Raw genomic sequence first — 20,793 nt, 5'->3', positions numbered from 1 at the left:
TTTGTATATAACATTTATACTTTTTATATAAAACAATTATACTTTTCGTATAAAACAATTATACCTTTAATATAAATCATTTATACGTTTTGTATAAATCATTTATACTTTTCATATAAAACAATTATACCTTTCGTATAAATCATTTATATTTTTTATATAAAACAATTATACTTTTTATATAAAACAATTATACGTTTTGTATAAAACAATTATACTTTTTATACAAATCATTTATATGTTTTATATAAATGTTATATATAAAACGTATAATATCATTGGTTTTAGATGCGGTGGTTGCTTTTTAATCTAAAATATGGTTGGGTTGTTATTCTGAAGGGTTCAGAATATGGGGGGCTTGCATCAAAAAGATGCTATACATATATAATAGGTATATCTAAAAGACAAATCTTTCTTATGAAACCTCATGCCCTAGCCCTGATAGTAGTGGAAATCCTTGTGGGCCGGGGTTCGGCCCACAAGATTGGAGCGGATAGCAGGAAATAGCTCCTAACTATATTGTAAAAGCGAAAAGATTTCTTTTATTGAAAATTCGGCACCACAAACAAATTCATCTGATGCTCCGTAATAAATGGTCACAGTATTTTTGTCAGGATGCATTATATGGCCGTTTGTAAAAACAACGTTGCCAAAAAATCCCGAAAGTTCATATTCTTCGATTGGCATCATAATAGGTTCATGGGTTCTGGCAATTACTTTTGTTGGATTCTCGAGATCCATTAAAAATGCTCCCAGACAATATTGATGATTTTCGTTGGCTCCATGATATATTGAGAGCCATCCCTTATCGGTTTTTATAGGCGACGCTCCTGCCCCAACTCTTGCACTATCCCAAAGTCCTTTTCTTGTTTTTACAATGCATTGGTGATTTCCCCAATGAATCCCATCGGGAGAGGAGGCTATCCAAATGAAATTTCCTCCAATGGCTACACTACTTGGTCGATGCAAGGCATAAAACATTCCATTGATTTTTTCTTCAAAAATTGCACAGTCCTTATTGTGTGGTGGCAAAATGATTCCGTGCGATTGAAAGTTTTTCCAATCGCCAGTTGTTCGAAGACCTACTGCAACGCCATTGGGAGATACTGCGGTGTAGGTTAAATAATAAATTCCTTCTATATAGGACACGCGGCAATCTTCAATTCCAAATGATTCGAATATACCTTGACCTATTAATAGAGGATAGTTTTCGGGTTCATAAAATTTAATCCCGTCGTCACTGCAAACTAATCTTAAATGTGATAGTGTCGTTAGGTAATCGGCTCCTTTATAATTGATGACTCTTGCATCTGTATAATCTAATTCCGGATCGTTTTTAGAAATTTCTATAACCTCGCTACTTGTCTCTGTTAGTATTGGAAATGAGATTGCATCCTTTTTTTGTTCTGGTCTTTCGGCTACACGAAGAATCATCCATGTTTTGTTGTCAAACTGAAACACGCCTGGATTAAGAATACAGGCTATTTGCAGGTCTTTATGGCTAGGCGGAATATCTGAGGGGGAGAGTAATGGGTTTTCGGGAAAACGTTTTGCTATATCTTTCATGTAATTACCATTTCAATTTGAACAAAAATGCAGGTAGTTTTAACTCTATTTAGCCATGCTAAAATACGTAACACTAAGATATAAAGGATTTTGCAAAAAATGTATCTTTCAAGAACGAAATGATACTAAAACAAAAAAGCTTCTCAAATTGAGAAGCTTTTTTTGTGCGGATAATAGGACTCGAACCTACACGCCTTGCGGCACCAGATCCTAAGTCTGGCATGTCTACCAATTTCACCATATCCGCGTAATTGTGGGTGCAAAGATAATCATATCTTCCAATTTACAAAGGATTTTTTAAAAAAAATATTTATTCTATTTTTTGTATTTTTGATACACAAAAAATTTTGATTTAATGGAAGATATAAAACAATACGTTACAAAACACAAAGATCGGTTTATCAACGAATTAATAGAACTTTTAAAAATCCCATCTGTAAGTGCAGACTCTGCTTTTTCTCAAGATGTTCTTGACACAGCCGAAGCCGTAAAGGAAAGTTTAGAAAAAGCCGGATGCGATTTTGTCGAAATTTGCGACACTGCAGGGTATCCAATTGTATATGGTGAAAAAACAATCGACCCAAAACTACCTACTGTTCTAGTTTACGGACATTATGATGTACAGCCTGCAGATCCATTAGAATTATGGACTTCTCCTCCTTTTGAACCTGTTATCAAAAAAACGGATATTCATCCTGAAGGCGCCATTTTTGCAAGAGGAGCTTGTGATGATAAAGGTCAGATGTACATGCATGTAAAAGCTTTTGAATACATGATTCAAACCAATACTCTGCCCTGCAACGTGAAATTTATGATTGAAGGCGAGGAAGAAGTGGGAAGTGTTAATCTTAAAACGTTTGTAGAAAACAATACCGAAAAGCTAAAAAACGATGTGATTTTGATTTCGGATACTGGAATGATATCCAATCAACAGCCATCTATTACTACAGGTCTTAGAGGATTGAGTTATGTAGAAGTTGAAGTGACTGGACCAAATCGTGATTTACATTCTGGTTTATACGGAGGTGCTGTTGCCAACCCTATTAATATTTTGGCCAAAATGATTGCCCAATTACACGACGAAAATAATCATATCACCATTCCTGGTTTTTATGATAATGTCGAAGAACTTTCTCTTGAAGAAAGAGCTGAAATGGCTAAAGCTCCTTTTAATCTTGACAATTATAAGAAAGCATTAGACTTAAATGATATTTATGGTGAAAAAGGATATGTAACCAACGAACGAAATTCGATTCGCCCAACATTGGATGTTAATGGAATTTTGGGAGGATACACTGGAGAAGGTGCAAAAACTGTTATTGCCAGCAAAGCATTTGCAAAAATTTCTATGCGTTTGGTTCCAAACCAGGATTGGGAAGCTATAACCGATTTGTTTACCAAGCATTTCATTAGTATTGCTCCAGCGGGCGTTACTGTAAAAGTTACTCCACATCATGGTGGTCAAGGTTATGTCACTCCTATAGACAGCATTGGTTACAAAGCGGCCAATATGGCGTATACAGAAACCTTTGGAATTCCTGCAATTCCAGTACGTTCTGGAGGAAGTATTCCTATCGTGGCTTTATTTGAAAAGGAACTTAAAAGCAAAACTATCTTAATGGGTTTTGGTCTTGACAGTGATGCAATTCACTCACCAAACGAACATTTCGGGATTTTTAATTACCTAAAAGGAATTGAAACTATTCCGTTGTTTTACAAATATTTTGTAGAGCTTTCAAAATAGCTTCAGGTTATATAAAATTCTAAATCCGTTCAGTAATGAGCGGATTTTTTTTATCCTTTATCTAAGTATTTGGAGCTAATTCCCGCTATTCGTTGCAATCTTTTTATTTAAAAAATAAAATAAAAAGGATTTCCACTTCTATCAGGGCTAGGGATTTTGTCTTCATAAGTGACTGATTTTCTAAAGATATCATTAAAAAAAGTAATGAAAAATTTGGTTATGTTATTTTTTATTCTACATTTGTAGAGCAATATCTATAAATGTAGAGCAAAATGAATAAAAAAACACTTTATATAATAATGATACTTTCATTTTTTGCATGTAAGCCACAATTAATTAATCAAAAAATTGACAAAAAGAAAGAAGGCAAATGGGTTATCACTAATATTCAGGACAGTATTGAATACAAATCATTTGAATTTTATAAAAATGATGAACCAATAAAGAAATGGAAATCGTATATAAACGGAAAAAAGTATAAAATTGAAAAATACAAAAACGGAATCTGTCTCGTAAAAGTATATCATGAAAATGGTAAAATAGAATCAAAAGGGAATACCAAATTGGAAAACAATGATAAATACGCCCATTGGTTTTATTTTGGAGATTGGAAATATTACGATCAAAATGGAAAACTCATTTCTATAAAAAAATATGAAAACGGTGAATTTATATCAGAAACAAAAATAAAAAACTGAAAAGAAACAATATGCAGCTATCCAACACAGAAGAACAATTAATGGAACACCTTTGGCAGCTAGAAAAAGCTTTTATGAAAGACTTACTTGAAGCCTATCCAGAACCAAAGCCAGCAACAACTACAGTCGCTACTTTATTAAAAAGAATGATTGACAAAAAATTTGTTGCATACAATGAATTTGGAAATTCACGAGAATATTATCCTTTAGTCAAAAAAACTGACTATTTCTCGAAACACGTAAACGGATTGATTAGTAATTTCTTTAATAATTCGGCTTCACAGTTTGCTTCTTTCTTTACTACGGAAACGAATTTATCAACATCCGAGTTAGAAGAACTTAAAAAAATAATTGATTCTCAAATTCAAAAAAAGAGAAAATGATAGACTTTTTAATCAAATCTTCCATTAGCCTGTTGGCTCTTTTGATCTTCTATCATTTGATATTAGAAAAGGAAAAAATGTTCCATTTCAATAGATACTTTCTATTAGTCAGTCTATTGTTTTCATTAGCTGTTCCGTTTACATCTTTTGAAATTGAACAAGATATTCCAATTATCACCAATAAAATAATCCCACAACAGGTGATAACTGCAGACAATCTTTCTATTCAAACCGAAGTGACAAATATAAATACTTTAGAACAAATCAATTATTGGCTCCCGCTTTTATGGTTAACTTATGTCGTAATTACATTAGTGTTAAGCTTTCGGTTTATTCGAAACATATACATAATTATCTCTAAAGCTAAGGCATCTAAAGTTATCACACACAAAAACACAAAAATAGTTTTGCTTGCAGAAGATACTTTGCCTTATACTTTTTGGGACACAATTTACATGAACAGGAACGATTATGAAAATAGAGAAATCGAACAAGAATTATTTACACATGAAATTGCCCATGTGAAACAAAAACACACACTCGATGTTATTTTAGTTGAAGTTTTGAAAACATTGTTTTGGTTCAACCCTATTTTTATTTTTTACAAAAAAGCCATTCAGCTTAATCATGAATTTTTAGCAGATCAAAACGTAATAGCAGTACATCGGGATCTGACTTTTTATCAAAGCCTTTTATTAAACAAAATAAGCATCTCCAAACCTTTCTCATTAGCTAGTAATTTAAATTTTTTAGCAACAAAAAAACGACTTATTATGATGACAAAAATTACCTCAAAATCAAGAACTACAGCAATAAAATTTTTAGCCGTTTTTGGTGTTTTAGCAATCTTTTTGCTCTTTTCATTCAAACCAGTACAGTTAGACAAAAAAACAATAGTAATTGATGCTGGACACGGAGGAATGGACTCTGGAGCACAAATTGGTGCCGAGCAAGAAAAGAAAATTGTAGAAAGTATTGCAAATAAAATAAGTTTACTGAATGGTAAAGATAAAATTGAAATTATTTTACTTCGAAAAGATGATAGTTTTATTGCTCAAAGTGAAAGAGTATCGGAAATAAACAAAATAAATCCGAGTTTAGTAATTTCTTTACATATAAATACTTCAAAAAATATAAATGAAAATGGAGTAAATGCTTATGCTTCAAAACAAAATGTCTTTTATGAAAAGTCATTGGAAAGTGCTAAAAAGTTAGTTGATGAAATCTCAAACGAAAAACTGGCTAAAGGAGAAGTTAAAGAGGCAAACTTTTTTGTACTGAGAAACTCAAAATGCCCTGCATTACTAGTGGAAATTGGTTATTTATCGAACGAAAATGACCGGAACTACATAACAAGCCAAAATGGACAAAATGAAATTGCAAATAAAATATTTGAATTCATAAAAAAATAATGGCATATCAGCACGACGTTTTAGCTTACCAATTTATCCTAATTAGAAGAACTTAAGAAAATAATTGATTCACAAATTCAAAAAAAGAAAAAATGATAACCTATCTTTTAAAATCAGGATTACTGCTTTTAGTTTTTTATGCAGTTTACAAATTATGGCTAGAAAACGAAAAAATGTTTCGTTTTAATCGTGTCTATTTAATTACAACTTTTGTTTTTAGTCTTGTAGTTCCATTGCAACTTATTTCGTTTCAATCATATGATTCTACTCGAAAAATAACAGTACAATTAGACGAAGTTGTAATACAGAAAAGTAGTGAAAACTTAAAATCTATACTTGAAAATCTAAATTTAGGCAATATCATACTTTCTATTTATTCAATAGTCGTTTTAGTACTTACTATTCGTTTTCTTTTGAATTTGCTTTCATTTTATAAAAAAGCAAAAAGAAGCGAAATGCAATTTATAAATGGAGAAAAAATCATTTTGGTCAATGAATCTACCTTACCACATTCTTTCTGGAATTTCATCTTTATTAATAAAGAGGAATTTAAAAATGGAAAAATCTCATCTGAATTAATTGCCCATGAAAAAGCACATTTAGACCAAAAACATACTTTAGACATTCTGTTTATTGAGTTTCTTCAAATCATTTTTTGGTTTAATCCATTAGTAGTTCTTTATAAAAAAGCTATTAAACTTAATCATGAATTCCTAGCAGATGATGCGGTAAACAACCAATTTGGAGAAGTTAAAAAATACCAATTTTTGTTACTTGAGATTGCATCTAATAAAACAAATATAATTTTAGCAAGTAACATTAACTATTTAATAACTAAAAAACGTTTTCTTATGATGACAAAAAAAGAATCACCCGCGAGAATAATTCTAAAAGTATTTAGCATTGGAATTATTTCCAGCTTATTATTATTTGTATTTAGCTGTAAAGATAATCCTGAAGAAAATAACACAAAAAAACAAAGTGAAACTGAAAAAAGTAGTGTTGGTGTAGAAGAAAAATCAACATTTCCTGATGAAGATGACACTGTAAGAAGTATTGCTGGATTAGAACAAAAACCAGAGTTTCCTGGTGGAATTGAACAGTTTTACAAATTTGTAGGTGAAAATTATAAAGCCCCAGAAGAAGAAGGTCTTAAAGGAAAAGTTTATGTGACATTTGTAGTAGAAAAAGACGGTTCGTTATCAGAATTAAAAGTTATAAGGGATATTGGATATGGAACAGGTGAAGAAGCTATTAGAGTTTTAAAATTATGCCCTAATTGGAATCCAGGAAAAATCAAGAACAAACCCGTTAGGACATTATACAGTCTTCCTATAACAATTCAAACAGCAGATTAATATTTTAAAAAAAAAAGCCGCATTGAAAAATACGGCTTTAAATAAAAATCTAAAAAAAATTAATTAAAAACCTTGTCAGGATTATATCCTACATAAGGCATTGCTTGTTCATTGAATACAACACCATATTCTTCTAACTCTTTCAAAATTGGGAGATACACTTCTTTACGAATTGGCAATTGCACTCCTGGAGTTGTTATTTTTCCATTCAAAATTAGTAAGGTTGCCATAGCTACCGGTAATCCCACGGTTTTTGCCATCGCTGTATAGGTTTGATCTTCGCCAAGACAAACCATTTTTGAGTCAATTTGTTTTTCTTCACCATTAAGGACAAATCCAAATTTGTGATACATTACAATCATGTCCTTATCATGTGGCTTTAAAGTCCAACTATCACTAAGTATTTTTTCAAGAATTTGTGCAGGAGTAGCGTTTTTTAATCCCACCTTTTTATTGCGATTGAATAAATCCAATTCTAAAAGTTTGTCCCACATGATGTCATCTTGGTCAATTTTTAGAATCAAGCGCATTTTTATTTCGACTGAATCCGTTGGGTGGTATGGTAAGAACGAATTAACAAACTGTCGGTAGCTCATGTTTTCAGAGTTTTCCATGATATAACTATCGTCTGTCATTCCAAGTTGCACAAACATATTCCAAGCCTTAGAAAAACCAACTCTTCGAATAGTTCCTCTATATAAAGTAAGTACATCATCAAGACCATAAACACTTCGGTATTTCAGCGAATCTCTGTTAGAATAGGCCTCAAATTTACCATATCCTTCTACTTCCAAAAATTCGGTTCTACGAAACAAATTCACATACGGGATGTATTTATAAGTTCCTTCTTGTATAAATTTGGCAGTTCCTCCTTGACCCGCAAGTACAACATTTCTTGGTGCCCAGGTAAATTTATAATTCCATAGATTGTCATCTGATTCTGGTGCTACAAGTCCTCCACAAAAAGATTCAAACAACAACATTTTTCCTCCTTGTTCTCTAATTTCATCAATTACTTTCATGGCACTCATGTGATCAATTCCAGGATCAAGACCAATTTCGTTCATGAAGATTAAATTATTTGCTTTAGCAGCTTCATTTAATTCTTGCATCGCATCACTTATATATGAAGCCGTCACAAGATGTTTTTTATATACAATACAATCCCTTGCTACCTCTATATGCAGATGAGCAGGTAACATCGAAATAACAATATCTGCTTTTTGAATAGCAGTTTGTCTTTGATTTTCATCAAATATATCTAAAGCAATAGGAGTTGCATTGGGGTGATTGTTTGTCTTTTTTTCAGCTAAAGCCAAAGACAGGTCTCCAATAATAAGATGCAAGTCTTCAGCTACCGATTTGTTTAAAAGGTATTGTATCAAAGATGAAGCGGATCTACCTGCTCCTATAATTAGAATTGTTCTCATAAGTTGTTTTAATTCAAAATCCAAACAGTTGACATTTCAGTATAATTTCTACTTAAACAAGATATTTTTATCTTTATTTTAAGCGCGCGTTATATTTTGAAATAAAAAAATATAACACAAACTTATGATATTGTTTTATTTATAACAAGTGTTTTGAAAACTTTTATCTTTTAAAGATCGAAATATCTTTTAAAATAAAAATTTAAGCGAATTTAATTACTAAAAAAGTACTGCAAAAGTCATATAAAAAATGCTTTCAGTTTAAACATTTATGAAATACTTTTGTCTTATATAAAATAAAACGAAATGGATAAGAAAATAATTTCAACGGCAGCTGTTTTTGGTATGATTGCAATAATTTTAGGCGCTTTTGGAGCACATGCTCTAAAAAAAGTTCTCACTCTCGAACAACTTGCCACATTCGAAACAGGAGTACGCTATCAAATGTACCATGCTTTGTTTTTATTATTTATAGGAACAACTACTTTAATCAATCAAAAATTAAAAAAGACTATCCTTAATTTGACCATTATTGGTGTTTTATTTTTTTCAGGATCTATTTATCTTTTGGCAACCAATTCATTGACTTCATTTGATTTTAAAGTAATTGGCTTCATTACTCCAATTGGCGGGGTATTTCTTATTATTTCATGGTTCTTACTATTTTTTGACTTAATAAAACCTTTAAAAAAGAAATATAAAATATAATGTGGTTGTAAAAAAAAATTATACTTTTGCGGTGAAATAAACAACACTCACAAAAATTTATTTTTATGGACAATTACGCTTTGTTTACGAAATCGATTTCGTTAAAAGAACTAGGAATTGAAAATGCAAAAATTAAGTATCAACTAACCCCTAATGAGTTACACGAAATTACAATCCAATCTGGACAGGGACTTGAAAACAATACTGGCGCATTAGCAATAAATACTGGCGAGTTTACTGGACGTTCTCCACAAGATCGTTTTATAGTTAAAGACAGTATTACAGAGGACAAAGTATGGTGGGGGAAAGTAAATATTCCTTTTGAACCAACAACTTTTGATGCACTTTACAAAAAGGTGACTGCCTACTTATCGAATAAAGAAATTTTTGTTAGGGATTCTTATGTATGTGCTGATCCAAATTACAAACTAAATGTACGTGTAATTACTGAAACGGCTTGGGCCAATTTATTTTGTCACAACATGTTTTTGAGACTAACTAATGAAGAACTAGTGGATTTTACTCCTGAATGGACTGTTATTTGTGCCCCTGGATTTCTAGCAGATCCTGCTGTTGATGGAACACGTCAAAGTAATTTTGCTATCCTGGATTTTACTAAAAAAATAGCATTAATTGGAGGAACAGGCTATACTGGTGAAATGAAAAAAGGAATCTTTTCTGCATTGAACTTCATCTTACCTGTTTTCAAGAATACCTTACCAATGCACTGTAGTGCGAATGTGGGAGAAGATGGAGATACAGCTATATTCTTTGGATTATCTGGAACAGGAAAAACTACTTTATCTGCAGATCCAGACAGAAAACTAATTGGTGACGATGAACATGGATGGACAAATGAAAATACTGTTTTCAATTTTGAAGGTGGTTGTTATGCCAAAGTAATCAATCTTACTGAAGAGAATGAACCAGACATTTTTAGAGCGATCAAAAAAGGAGCTATTCTAGAAAATGTAGTTTTTAAATCAGGTACTAATGAAGTAGATTTTGAAGATATCTCTATAACTCAAAACACAAGAGTAAGCTATCCTATTGATCATATTGATAATATTCAACCTGGTTCTATTGGAAAAAACCCGAAAAACATTTTCTTCTTAACTGCAGATGCTTATGGTATTTTGCCTCCAATTTCTAAACTAACCGCTGGGCAAGCTGCTTATCATTTTATATCTGGATATACTGCAAAAGTTGCTGGAACTGAAGCAGGTGTTACGGAACCTCAACCTAATTTTTCGGCTTGTTTTGGTGCTCCGTTCATGCCTTTGCATCCAACAAAATATGCAGAAATGTTGAGTAAAAAAATGAAAGATGCCGATGTAAAAGTTTGGTTAATCAATACAGGATGGACAGGAGGACCTTACGGAACTGGAAGCCGAATGAAATTGAAATATACTCGTGCGATGATTACTGCAGCTTTGAAAGGACAATTAGATTCAGTAGAATTTGTAAACCATGACGTATTCGGAATTGCAATTCCACAATCTTGTCCAGAAGTTCCATCAGAAATTTTAAATCCTAGAAATACTTGGGAAAACCCAAAATTATACGATGTAAAAGCTATCGAATTAGCTCATAAATTCGAGGAGAATTTTACAAAATTTAAAGAATTTGCCAATACTGAAATATTAGCAGGAGCGCCAATTGCATAGGTTAATTTTAATTTACTAATTCAACTAAAAAAAAGCTGTTCGTTATGAACAGCTTTTTTGTTTTTTAAAATTTATTTTTTTGCCTGATTAATTCTTTCCTGAATCAAATCCCATGAGTAATACTGAAAAGTCATTCCGTTACTCATTGCTACAAAAAGTCCATTTTTATATGCCCCCCCTAAATTTACGCTGGTTACATCTGCTCCATCACATTCAATGGTAGAAGTTGGAACTTCTGCTAATAAAGGATAATTGTTTGGATTACCATCTGCTCCTTCTCTTGGATACACCATAAAAGTATTGGCTTGTTGATTGGACACCAAAATATAACCTGTTGTTCCAGTCGTTTTATAAATAGCTATTCCTTCATTATCTGCTTTAAAATCACCTTTGCCAAAAAGAGCCAATTCTTTATTATCATTTAAAGCTGGGTCGGCAATGTATTTTCTGATTCCAAATTGCTCATCACAGTATAAAACTGTTCCTAACTCGTTGTCAACCGCAATAGCTTCAATTTCTTTCTTACCGCTATATTCTCCAAATTTCCTAACAACAGTTGCTGTAGCGATTTTTCCAGAACCTGAAATTTCATATTGCCATAGATAACTTCCTGAAGGCCCCGATTTTCTTCCAACAATTGCGAAAATTTTCTTGTCGCTTGGACGTGTATATAAAGCAATACCCATCGGATCACGCAAAGTTTCTCCTTCAAAAACAGGAATTCCACCATTGTCTATTGGTTCCAAATCAGGCAAACTAAAAATTCTTATTCTATTACTTTCTCGCTCCGTAGTAACAGCAACATCTACTTTTTTTCCATCGATTATTAAACCATAAGCGATATCAACATTGTTTGGACGTTTTAACGGAATTGATTTTTTTAGAATCTTACCATTCAAATCAAAAGCATATAAACCACCATCAGTATCTTTATCAGTACCCACAATAATACTTTTTGAAGCATCCGTTGGGTTAATCCAAATAGAAGGATCATCGGTGTCGTGAGGTAAAGTCTCGGTAACAATAGTTGGTTTTACAGCACTTTTGGCAACTGGAGCTAATTTAGAACTTTTGCAAGCCGCGAATAAAACGCTTAAAAGTAAAATAGTCAGTATAGATTTATTTTTCATTATGATTTCGTTTTAATAGAATTAGACAGAACCGTTGCATTCTGTCTAATTTAAGAATTATATAAATTGATTATTACAAATCGAACTTCAAACCTAAATTGAATTTAGCTTGATAATATTCGGCTTGTTTAGTATGATCTTTAACACCTTGATAGTAACGCAATGGCTGATTTGTTAAATTGTTCGCTTCTGCAAAAACACGAAGTTTGGAAGTGATTTTATAAGAAGCATTTGCGTCTAGAAAAAACTGTTTGTCATAATAACTGTCGTTATAAGACTCAGAACCCAATTCATCCAAATAATCTGATGTGAAGTTTGTAGAAACTCTAGCAGAAAAACGTTTATTTTCCCAAGATAAAGATCCGTTAAACATATGTGGAGCAGTTCCTGGAAGACTAATATCTTTTCTTTCGTTTCCATCTTCATCAGCAATTCCTTTAGCTTCAGATTTAGTAAAAGTATAGTTTAAATAAATTCCGAATCCTTTTAAAAATTTACTTTCAAAGAAATCTAACTGACGTTGGAAGGCAAATTCGAAACCATAAACATTAACACTATCTCCGTTTTTTGGCTGAACAAACGACCATTTTTCACCAGCTGGAATTGGATTAATCTGCTCTGGGAAATCAGTTGCAAACTTTTCAGTTGTGTATTGATTATCGCTATAATTATAAATGAAATCATGTAGTTTTTTATAAAAAACACCACCTGAGATTAATCCAACAGATTTGAAATAATTCTCAGCCATGAAATCATAATTGTATGCATAAGTAACATCCAGATTTGGATTTCCAGCCGTAATTTCTTTATCAGAAGCGATATTGTTTACATAAGGTGCTAGTGAAAAATAATCGGGTCTTGCCAAAGCTGTCGTTGCTGCAGCTCTTAAAATCAAATCTTTTGTTGCTTTATATTCCAAAGTAAGACTTGGTAATACATTTGTATACGAATTTGTAGTGTTGATTGTTGATTCTAATTCTTCTTCATCTAAAACACGGTTTCCAGTATAATCTATATGAGTGTTTTCGACACGGAAACCTACAACCATAGATAATTTATCATTAAAATCCTGATCCCATCTTACATAAGCTGCATAGATATTTTCTTTGGCATTATAATTATCTGTTAAGTACTTTGATGGATCAGATTCTTTATCAAACAATGAGGCATTATTCAAATCTAAATTTCCTAAAAAGTTTGCCGAAGGAAGAGCTCCTGCAACATATTGGTCACCTGGATTAAATCCATTTCCGTCAAAATAAGTTGTCGGAACTTGTGAAAGTAATGCAATATCACTGTTCGACGGTGTATAAGTATAGAAATTATTATCTCTATTTTTTTCTTTCATTCGAAGTCTAAGCCCTGTTCTAATTCTTCCTTTTTCTGATGGAAAAATAGTAAACGGAAAACGAATATTTACTTTTGCTCCAAACTCACTTTCGCTTGTATCATCAGTATTTTCAGTAGTAGAACTAAATTTATATTTATCCAATGATTCCCCTTTAGACGTAATTAAAGGAAATCTCGAATCAGATAAATCTTGAGTCAAATCTAATCCTTTTTGACGGTATTCAATATAACGTTCTTCCGGAGTATATTCGCTTGCATTCGAATAATTAGCAGACCAATCTAAATCTAAATTTGAACCAATTAAATGCTCACCACGAAGCGAGTAGTTTTGCACGCGTTGTTCTTCTAATCTTCTGCTTTTGTTTTTATCGTTATCCACACCGCCTTTTGTCTGACGTCTTCCACGACCCTCAAAACGAAGAATTTTTGATTCATCAGCAGCATCATAAACAGCTTCGATATCATCGTAAACAGTCGCAAAACGATTTTCTCTATCCGTTCTCCAATTGTAAATTGCGTTAGCGAAAATGGTGTTATTTTCATTAAACTTATAATCTAAAGCAACAGAAGCACTTCTACGAATACGCTGTACATCATACTCTCTGATTGCTGAAGATTGTAAATATTGATTTCCAAAATCATCTTTTGTCCATTCGTCTTCGATATTATCAGAACCATAATCCACATTGTTATATGAACCGCTGAAAATTGCTCCTAATTTTTTGTCAAAAAAACGATTCCCGTATACTAATCCCGCCGTTAAACTTGCATGATCACGTATTGGTAAATAACCACCCGCAAGAGTTGCAGAGATTCTTTCACCATTTGGAGATGACCTTGTTACTAGATTTACGGAACCTCCAATAGCATCTGCATCCATATCTGGAGTTAGAGTTTTACTAACTTGTATTGTAGAAATCATATCAGACGGAATTAAATCCATCTGTACATTTCTGTTATCGCCTTCGGCAGATGGAATTCTATCACCATTCAAAGTAACTGAGTTTAATGATGGAGCCAAACCTCTAATGATAATATTTCTGGCTTCACCCTGATCATTTTGCATCGTGATACCTGGAACACGCTTTAGTGCATCTCCAACATTGGCATCTGGAAAACGTCCAACTTGATCTGACGAGATTACGTTTCCAATATTTTTATTATTTTTTTGTTGATTTAATGCTTTAGCTTGGCCCTTTAAATTGTCTCCAACAACCACTTCGTTCAACTCAGTTCCCGAAACTTTAAGAGCAAAATCAAGTACATTATTTTTCCCTTGTTCTACAGTTATTTGTTGGGTTATTGATGTATAACCAATATATTTTATTGTTACTTGATAAGTACCTGCATTAATATTAAGAAATTCAAAATGACCAGTATAATCCGATGTAGTGTATTTGTTTTCGCCTACAATTTGAATCATTGCTCCTGGCAAAGAAAGTTTGTCATCGGCATCTAATACTTTTCCGGATAGTATTGATTTCTGAGCATAACCTGATGCCGTTAATAAAAAGAGCGTTACTACTAAATAAAAATTTTTCATTGTTTTTTTGTTTGATTTGGTTGCAAAACTAGAACCTAAGTATTACTAAATTCATCAAGAAAAATTAACATAGTGTTATGATTTATCAGTAAAAGACGAACTTATTAATGTTAAAATAACATTTATAGCCTGCTGGATATTTTAAACCAATAAAAACAAAATAACTATTAGTTTGAGAATCAAAAATTTGGCGTTAAATTTGCATCATCAATCAATCAAAAATCATTCAATCATGTTAAAACAATTTTTTATCCTGTGTTCAGGCGCTGACAAACCACTCCTGGAAGGTTGTTCCGAAGGCGAACAAACAAAATATGTTGGTATTGGCGCTACTGTTTTTTTTACTGCAGTTATGGCTTTTATTGCCAGTGCTTACGCTCTTTTTACCGTTTTCGACAATGTTATTCCCGCACTCCTTTTTGGGTTCGTTTGGAGTTTACTTATTTTTAATCTGGATCGCTTTATCGTTTCTACTATTCGAAAAAGGAACAATTTTGCTAGTGAATTTCTGCAAGCGACTCCGCGAATAATTCTAGCCATCATTATTGCTATTGTAATTTCGAAACCATTGGAAATTAAAATTTTCGAGAAGGAAATCAATACTGTTTTATTGAAAGAAAAAAATGCAATGGCTTTGAATAACAAGAAGGAAGTTGCTAGTTTTTTCAAATCTGATTTAGATAAAAACAAATCTGAAATCACAAATCTAAAAACTGAGATTACCAATAAAGAAAAGGAATTAAGCACACTTTATCAAGCCTATATTCAAGAAGCTGAAGGAACAGCTGGCACCAAAAAAATGGGTAAAGGTCCTATTTTTAAAGAAAAAATTTCCAAATACAATTTAGCTTCCAGCGAACTCGATACTATCCGAAAAAACAATTTGGCTAAAATTGCTGTTCTGGAAAAAAGCACCAAAACATTACAAACTGATTTAGACAAAAAAGTAACCGATACTCAGCCTATTATTGATGGTTTTGATGGTTTGATGGCTAGAATAAATGCTTTGAATAAATTACCTTGGATTCCTTCATTCTTCATAATGCTATTGTTTTTAGCGATAGAAACTTCGCCTATTATTGCTAAATTATTATCTCCCAAAGGAGAATATGATTTTAAACTAGAAGATTTGGAAACGGCTCTCAAAGCTACTTTAGATCAAAATAAATACCAACGTGAGTTGTTGATTAAAACCAGTGCTTTGATGCATGATAAGGTTTATGAAGACATTGTACAAGACAAAAGACTCTACGACTTGCAACGTAAAAATGCTGAAGAATTACTGGAACTCCAATCTAATGGATTTTTAGAAAGACAAAAACAGACTCTTTAATACACAATAATCATTCTTTAAGAAAAGAACACTACTATTAAAAAAGGGAAACTAAAGTAGTTTCCCTTTTTTATATTTACAAATCACAAGTTTAACCACTAAGAATAAACAACCGTATGACCTATTGATGTTGAGTATGAAGAAGACAAAATAGTACTTACAAATACCCACTCTGCTTTTACATTACTATTGGTAAAAGTTGTTAAAATATAACCTCTGCGGGAGGCATCAAAATAATTTAAATCGTCAACCAGAGTTGTTAAAGCACCCTCAAAAGCTTTAAGAGTTTCTGCACTAGGATTTCCTAAATAGACTTCAAAACCGGGAGAAGTAATTCCAGAAGTTGCCAATTCAATCCCTACTTCTGTTTTATCTTGTTTAGTTAATTTACTACTCCAAGCATTGTGAGTGTCACCTGCAAAACTTATGATTTTTTTATTACCAAATGTATTATACATCAATTCACGATCTATAGGATATCCATCCCAAGCATCCAAATTATAGGGTAATACAGTACTAATTCTCGCTATTTCTTGAGGCGTTAGTGAAGGGTCATTATTCAGCAATCTTACTTTTAGGGTAACCAATTCGGTCAAAATAGAAGTGAAATTTGGTGATCCAAAAGCAGTTAACATTTCTGCAGGAACATACATTTTAGCCATTAATACTTGTTGTCCCAATACTTGCCATTTAGCCGTATTTGAATCCACTATTTGTGCCAGCCAATTGCGTTGTGTTGTCCCTAATAGGCCTCTTGATGGATTGGTGATATCTGTTTGATATTTTACCGCATCAAAACCCGAAGCAGTTATATAATCATTCATATTTAACTGTTTGTCTCTGCCAATAATTCTAGTATCCAACATCGTAAGATTTACCAAATTTCCTAAATTGAAATTTCGATAAATCAGACTTTGATTGTTTGCTTCTAATCTCGAAAATGGTAAAAACTCACTATAAGCCTGTAAAGCATTCTGCTTTCTAGTTTCATAACTGCCTTCGTCTGCCGAATGATTTTCTGCTCCTTCTTTATACGCATCATTTGCTACTTCGTGATCATCCCAAACGCATATAAATGGTTTTTTCTGATGGGCTAATTGCAAATCGGTATCCGATCTATATTGTTTGTATCGGGTTCTATAATCTTCTAAAGAAAGAATTTCATGTGTAGGTTGATGAAAACGGTTTAAAGATGCATTTTGAGTATTGGCCCCATATCCTCCAGCTTCATATTCATAAAAATAATCTCCTAAATGCACAATAACATCAGCTTCAGATTTTGCCATAGCATTGTAAACATTAAAAAGACCCGCCTGATAATTCGAACAAGAACAAACTGCCAACTTTATACTAGAAGCATTTTCTGGAAAAGTAATGGTTTCTCCAATAACCGAAATCGCTTTGTCATCTTTATTACTAAAACGGTAATATAATTTTTGATTTTCTTCAAGTTCTGTTAACTCGACAGCAATAGTATTATCTCGCGAATATTCTGTGGTGATAGTACCAGTTCTAAGGATTTTACTAAAATTAATATCTTTCGAAACCTCCCAAAGTATTTTTTTGTCAGGGCTATTGTATCTAGTCCATATGATTACTTTAGATTTTGTAGGATCAAAACTAGCCACTCCCTGATTAAAATTTATTTTTGTATAATCGGCAGCATTAATTTTATCTTCCTCATTATCGTTGTTATCATCACTACAACTAATAAAGTTTGGAGCCAAAATAATTGCTCCAGTTGCCAATAATGTGTTTCGAATAAACTGTCTTCTGCCATTTTTTGATGCTTCCATATCTATTTATAGTTTTCTGTAAAATTGAGAATATCAAGAAAAGTACACGTTACTAAAGGATTATGATAACATCAAAAAACGTTAAAAGATAACTAATTCAATGAGTACTAAATACTCGCATATTATTACTTTTTAAAGATGTAAAGTATTTAAATCGAAACACTAAAATCAATTACTTTTTCTTGTATGAAATACTAAGCCATACTAATATTAAGGCTCACCTCTCAATTTTGCAGGTATAGCCTACGTTTTGGCTAAGCAAGCCTTTAACATTCGCAGCCGAGCCTTTAGATTTAATAGGTCTCCCCTTTAAAAAAGGCAGGTAAACCTAGTCTTTTTAAAGGTTTGCCTTTAATTTCGGTAGGTAGTACATATTAATTGTTTAGGCGCGGTATAGTTTTAGTATGGCGTGCCTATGGTTTGGGTAGGCGTGCCTATGGTTTGGGTAGGCGTGCCTATGGTTTGGGTAGGCGTGCCTATGGTTTGGGTAGGCGTGCCTATGGTTTGGGTAGGCGTGCCTATGGTTTGGGTAGGCGTGCCTATGGTTTGGGTAGGCGTGCCTATGGTTTGGGTAGGCGTGCCTATGGTTTGGGTAGGCGTGCCTATGGTTTGGGTAGGCGTGCCTATGGTTTGGGTAGGCGTGCCTATGGTTTGGGTAGGCGTGCCTATGGTTTGGGTAGGCGTGCCTATGGTTTGGGTAGGCGTGCCTATGGTTTGGGTAGGCGTGCCTATGGTTTGGGTAGGCGTGCCTATCAAAATCATGGTAAACCATGATTTTGATGGGGCTACTTAGTAACAAAAATACCTCATTCTAATTGCTTAAAACGAGGCTTGCTTTTTATAATTTATTAAGAACTGATTGATTGGATTTATTTTACTCCTTGTGGAATTTACTAAAATACATATACCAATTCCATTCCCAAGTTTTACCGTTGTCGTCAGAAAACGCTTGACTCCAAATTGGATTTTCTTTGTCTCTGGCATCCCAACGAAAAACAATTAAAATATCTTTACCTTCAAAAGTATCTTTAGTAAAAAAATGCGCAACATCATTATCAAATGAGCCAACAACTGGTGGCTGCAAAATCCCTTCATTTGAGTCAGCCCAATAAATACTCCACAATTTTGTTTTTGGGTTAAAAAGTCTAACCGTCATTCCTTCAAATGGTACTCCATCAAATGTCGCAAGGAAATTGTCAATGTTTCCTATCCCATTCAAAATACTATACATTTCCTGTGTCGATTCAAACTCTATCCACTCCTTACAATTGTTTAGTTTTGATTTTAATTTTTTATTGCGAAGTTTCCACTTCCCTTCAAAAAAGTCAAAGTCACGGTTTGAAGATGTTGCTGATGCTGTAATTATAAATTCTCCGTTTGCATCGAAGTCTATTTTTGGGATCTCTATATTATTGTTGTTATACTCCATTTTTACAGTTTTACCTTTCTAATAAATATCTACAAAACAAAAAACTACATTTTTTAGGGTTATAATTTGTTTTATGCATTCCTTGTTGTGAATACAAACCAGAAACTCGCACTTGCCTAAGATAGCTATTCGAACGAACAGGTTATATTATATTTTTTTATTTTCACTTTTGGGAATAAAAAAACCCAGAGCTTGTCTGGGTTATGTTTACTTTTTTTGAGTGCAGCACTAATGCAAATGACTAGCTGGGCACTATGGTACAAAAGTAATGCTTTTAAATTATTAAATCAAAACAATCAAATTTATTTTTTCACATACCCTATTTTTTTAGTTATAATACTTATTATCAAAACATTGTCTTCATGGCTTTTAAATAAGTCTATAATTTCTTGTTCAATTTTAATTTTCCTATCAGTTGAAATTATTTCAAGAAAATATAAAATTACTTTTATTGATGAATCTAACGAATGCCTGTTATTGTTGTTAAATTGAATTAAAGGCGTAGTCTCTATCTCTTTTGGAGTATTACAATCAAATAACAAACCACTATGAGCACAAATATTCCTTATAAAAATAATGGTTTTGAAATAATTTAAAAACACTTTTACTTTTTTGACACCATAATAATTTGCAATTTGTATTTTTAAATCCTCATTCCGTAAGGCATTATACATAGTGTAAATACTTCCAAATGATAAAAATTCTAAAGTTTTCCAAGCAGGTGCATAAATATCGTTTGGATAATTAGCATGATGTTTTTTAATTGGTTTGTTATTTTCTTTAAATTTAGTAGTATAATATTTTGGGAAATCATCAACGAAATTAGGATACATTACCTTTTTATTTGCAAACCATGTTGGATATTCAGGATACTTATTTGAAACACTATATATTAATTGAGTTCTTAAATTAATTTCGATTCTGTTAATTGCTTTGTTTAAAATATTTTTTAAATCTACATCTAAATAATACAATTTAACTACATCCGAAAATTTTGTTCCTTTTTTAAAATTATGATTTTTGTCAATTTCAAAAGGATTCCAGTAAAAACCTAATCGATAGTAACCAATATCTAGCAAAATTTCTTTTGTTTTCTCCAGTCCCCAATCCAATTCCAGACCTCTATCAGTAAGCTTTTGAATTTGTATTTCTACATTAGTTGCAATTCCCCCCATAATTGTAATTTCTATTTAACAAAGGTGGAGAAATTTTATTGAGATTGTCTAATTGACTTATTCACAAACCA

At 32.4% G+C, this 20,793-nt stretch carries 16 protein-coding genes and 1 tRNA gene; 9 read left to right on the top strand and 8 right to left on the bottom strand.

Annotation, left to right across the window (positions count from 1 at the left end):
• Positions 1 to 510 precede the first annotated feature (510 nt).
• Together CLU82_RS10705 and CLU82_RS10700 are read right to left on the bottom strand one after the other, a co-directional pair.
• Positions 511 to 1,566: a glycoside hydrolase family 130 protein gene (locus CLU82_RS10705; protein WP_100843087.1), complete on the bottom strand. Its 1,056-nt coding sequence runs from the start codon at positions 1,564 to 1,566 to the stop codon at positions 511 to 513.
• 165 nt (positions 1,567 to 1,731) lie between these two features.
• Positions 1,732 to 1,813 (bottom strand) — tRNA-Leu (locus CLU82_RS10700).
• A 108-nt stretch (positions 1,814 to 1,921) separates the two neighbouring features.
• On the opposite strand from CLU82_RS10700, the gene CLU82_RS10695 reads away from it, so the two are divergent.
• From CLU82_RS10695 to CLU82_RS10675, 5 genes are all read left to right on the top strand, one after another.
• A complete protein-coding gene (locus CLU82_RS10695) occupies positions 1,922 to 3,310 on the top strand; it encodes a dipeptidase (protein WP_100843086.1) in 1,389 nt (462 codons plus the stop codon).
• Between the two features lie 272 nt (positions 3,311 to 3,582).
• On the top strand, positions 3,583 to 4,008 hold the full coding sequence (locus CLU82_RS10690) for a hypothetical protein (RefSeq protein ID WP_100843085.1): 426 nt from the start codon (positions 3,583 to 3,585) through the stop codon (positions 4,006 to 4,008).
• An 11-nt stretch (positions 4,009 to 4,019) separates the two neighbouring features.
• Positions 4,020 to 4,391: a BlaI/MecI/CopY family transcriptional regulator gene (locus tag CLU82_RS10685; RefSeq protein ID WP_100843084.1), complete on the top strand. Its 372-nt coding sequence runs from the start codon at positions 4,020 to 4,022 to the stop codon at positions 4,389 to 4,391.
• On the top strand, positions 4,388 to 5,803 hold the full coding sequence (locus tag CLU82_RS10680; protein WP_100843083.1) for an N-acetylmuramoyl-L-alanine amidase: 1,416 nt from the start codon (positions 4,388 to 4,390) through the stop codon (positions 5,801 to 5,803). Before CLU82_RS10685 ends, CLU82_RS10680 begins: the two co-directional genes overlap by 4 nt.
• 92 nt (positions 5,804 to 5,895) lie before the next feature.
• Positions 5,896 to 7,161 (top strand): M56 family metallopeptidase, encoded by a 1,266-nt coding sequence (locus CLU82_RS10675; RefSeq protein ID WP_100843082.1) that lies wholly within the window; start codon positions 5,896 to 5,898, stop codon positions 7,159 to 7,161.
• Positions 7,162 to 7,220: 59 nt separating this feature from the next.
• Here the strand turns inward: CLU82_RS10675 and CLU82_RS10670 are convergent, their stop codons facing one another.
• Positions 7,221 to 8,591 (bottom strand): saccharopine dehydrogenase family protein, encoded by a 1,371-nt coding sequence (locus tag CLU82_RS10670; protein WP_100843081.1) that lies wholly within the window; start codon positions 8,589 to 8,591, stop codon positions 7,221 to 7,223.
• A gap of 306 nt (positions 8,592 to 8,897) precedes the next feature.
• Between CLU82_RS10670 and CLU82_RS10665 the strand changes: the two genes are divergently transcribed.
• Both CLU82_RS10665 and pckA read left to right on the top strand, forming a co-directional pair.
• Positions 8,898 to 9,299, top strand: a complete 402-nt coding sequence (locus CLU82_RS10665) for a DUF423 domain-containing protein (protein ID WP_100843080.1) — start codon at positions 8,898 to 8,900, stop codon at positions 9,297 to 9,299.
• A gap of 65 nt (positions 9,300 to 9,364) precedes the next feature.
• On the top strand, positions 9,365 to 10,966 hold the full coding sequence (gene pckA / locus CLU82_RS10660; protein WP_100843079.1) for a phosphoenolpyruvate carboxykinase (ATP): 1,602 nt from the start codon (positions 9,365 to 9,367) through the stop codon (positions 10,964 to 10,966).
• 71 nt (positions 10,967 to 11,037) lie between these two features.
• Here pckA and CLU82_RS10655 read toward each other — a convergent pair whose 3' ends face one another.
• Together CLU82_RS10655 and CLU82_RS10650 are read right to left on the bottom strand one after the other, a co-directional pair.
• On the bottom strand, positions 11,038 to 12,096 hold the full coding sequence (locus CLU82_RS10655) for a phytase (protein ID WP_100843078.1): 1,059 nt from the start codon (positions 12,094 to 12,096) through the stop codon (positions 11,038 to 11,040).
• A 73-nt stretch (positions 12,097 to 12,169) separates the two neighbouring features.
• The gene (locus CLU82_RS10650; RefSeq protein WP_100843077.1) at positions 12,170 to 14,989 is read right to left on the bottom strand and encodes a TonB-dependent receptor; all 2,820 of its coding nucleotides are present in this window, start codon (positions 14,987 to 14,989) and stop codon (positions 12,170 to 12,172) included.
• Positions 14,990 to 15,221: 232 nt separating this feature from the next.
• On the opposite strand from CLU82_RS10650, the gene CLU82_RS10645 reads away from it, so the two are divergent.
• Positions 15,222 to 16,322, top strand: coding sequence for a DUF4407 domain-containing protein (locus CLU82_RS10645; RefSeq protein WP_100843076.1), 1,101 nt, complete (start codon positions 15,222 to 15,224; stop codon positions 16,320 to 16,322).
• Between the two features lie 98 nt (positions 16,323 to 16,420).
• Here the strand turns inward: CLU82_RS10645 and CLU82_RS10640 are convergent, their stop codons facing one another.
• Positions 16,421 to 18,118, bottom strand: coding sequence for an alkaline phosphatase (locus CLU82_RS10640; protein WP_100843075.1), 1,698 nt, complete (start codon positions 18,116 to 18,118; stop codon positions 16,421 to 16,423).
• A gap of 415 nt (positions 18,119 to 18,533) precedes the next feature.
• Here CLU82_RS10640 and CLU82_RS10635 point away from each other — a divergent pair, with 415 nt between their 5' ends.
• Positions 18,534 to 18,911 carry a hypothetical protein gene (locus CLU82_RS10635; RefSeq protein WP_157813345.1) on the top strand — a complete coding sequence of 126 codons (378 nt, stop codon included), beginning with the start codon at positions 18,534 to 18,536 and terminating at the stop codon, positions 18,909 to 18,911.
• An 81-nt stretch (positions 18,912 to 18,992) separates the two neighbouring features.
• On the opposite strand, the gene CLU82_RS10630 is transcribed toward CLU82_RS10635, so the two are convergent.
• Both CLU82_RS10630 and CLU82_RS10625 read right to left on the bottom strand, forming a co-directional pair.
• Positions 18,993 to 19,547 carry a hypothetical protein gene (locus CLU82_RS10630; RefSeq protein WP_100843074.1) on the bottom strand — a complete coding sequence of 185 codons (555 nt, stop codon included), beginning with the start codon at positions 19,545 to 19,547 and terminating at the stop codon, positions 18,993 to 18,995.
• 302 nt (positions 19,548 to 19,849) lie between these two features.
• Complete coding sequence (locus tag CLU82_RS10625; RefSeq protein ID WP_100843073.1) at positions 19,850 to 20,722, bottom strand: Abi family protein; 873 nt, start codon at positions 20,720 to 20,722, stop codon at positions 19,850 to 19,852.
• Positions 20,723 to 20,793 lie beyond the last annotated feature (71 nt).

Source organism: Flavobacterium sp. 5 (assembly GCF_002813295.1).
Taxonomy (GTDB): Bacteria; Bacteroidota; Bacteroidia; order Flavobacteriales; family Flavobacteriaceae; genus Flavobacterium.
Note: the sequence above shows the minus strand (reverse complement) of the source record. Positions and strands in the feature narration are given on the sequence as shown.

Excerpts from the sequence above, each read along its gene's own strand:
- pckA (WP_100843079.1), top strand. The coding sequence starts at position 9,365 with ATGGACAATTACGCTTTGTTTACGAAATCGATTTCGTTAAAAGAACTA.
- CLU82_RS10680 (WP_100843083.1), top strand. The coding sequence starts at position 4,388 with ATGATAGACTTTTTAATCAAATCTTCCATTAGCCTGTTGGCTCTTTTG.
- CLU82_RS10635 (WP_157813345.1), top strand. The coding sequence starts at position 18,534 with ATGGTTTGGGTAGGCGTGCCTATGGTTTGGGTAGGCGTGCCTATGGTT.
- CLU82_RS10665 (WP_100843080.1), top strand. The coding sequence starts at position 8,898 with ATGGATAAGAAAATAATTTCAACGGCAGCTGTTTTTGGTATGATTGCA.
- CLU82_RS10640 (WP_100843075.1), bottom strand. The coding sequence starts at position 18,118 with ATGGAAGCATCAAAAAATGGCAGAAGACAGTTTATTCGAAACACATTA.
- CLU82_RS10625 (WP_100843073.1), bottom strand. The coding sequence starts at position 20,722 with ATGGGGGGAATTGCAACTAATGTAGAAATACAAATTCAAAAGCTTACT.
- CLU82_RS10655 (WP_100843078.1), bottom strand. The coding sequence starts at position 12,096 with ATGAAAAATAAATCTATACTGACTATTTTACTTTTAAGCGTTTTATTC.
- CLU82_RS10685 (WP_100843084.1), top strand. The coding sequence starts at position 4,020 with ATGCAGCTATCCAACACAGAAGAACAATTAATGGAACACCTTTGGCAG.
- CLU82_RS10630 (WP_100843074.1), bottom strand. The coding sequence starts at position 19,547 with ATGGAGTATAACAACAATAATATAGAGATCCCAAAAATAGACTTCGAT.
- CLU82_RS10705 (WP_100843087.1), bottom strand. The coding sequence starts at position 1,566 with ATGAAAGATATAGCAAAACGTTTTCCCGAAAACCCATTACTCTCCCCC.
- CLU82_RS10675 (WP_100843082.1), top strand. The coding sequence starts at position 5,896 with ATGATAACCTATCTTTTAAAATCAGGATTACTGCTTTTAGTTTTTTAT.
- CLU82_RS10650 (WP_100843077.1), bottom strand. The coding sequence starts at position 14,989 with ATGAAAAATTTTTATTTAGTAGTAACGCTCTTTTTATTAACGGCATCA.
- CLU82_RS10690 (WP_100843085.1), top strand. The coding sequence starts at position 3,583 with ATGAATAAAAAAACACTTTATATAATAATGATACTTTCATTTTTTGCA.
- CLU82_RS10645 (WP_100843076.1), top strand. The coding sequence starts at position 15,222 with ATGTTAAAACAATTTTTTATCCTGTGTTCAGGCGCTGACAAACCACTC.
- CLU82_RS10670 (WP_100843081.1), bottom strand. The coding sequence starts at position 8,591 with ATGAGAACAATTCTAATTATAGGAGCAGGTAGATCCGCTTCATCTTTG.
- CLU82_RS10695 (WP_100843086.1), top strand. The coding sequence starts at position 1,922 with ATGGAAGATATAAAACAATACGTTACAAAACACAAAGATCGGTTTATC.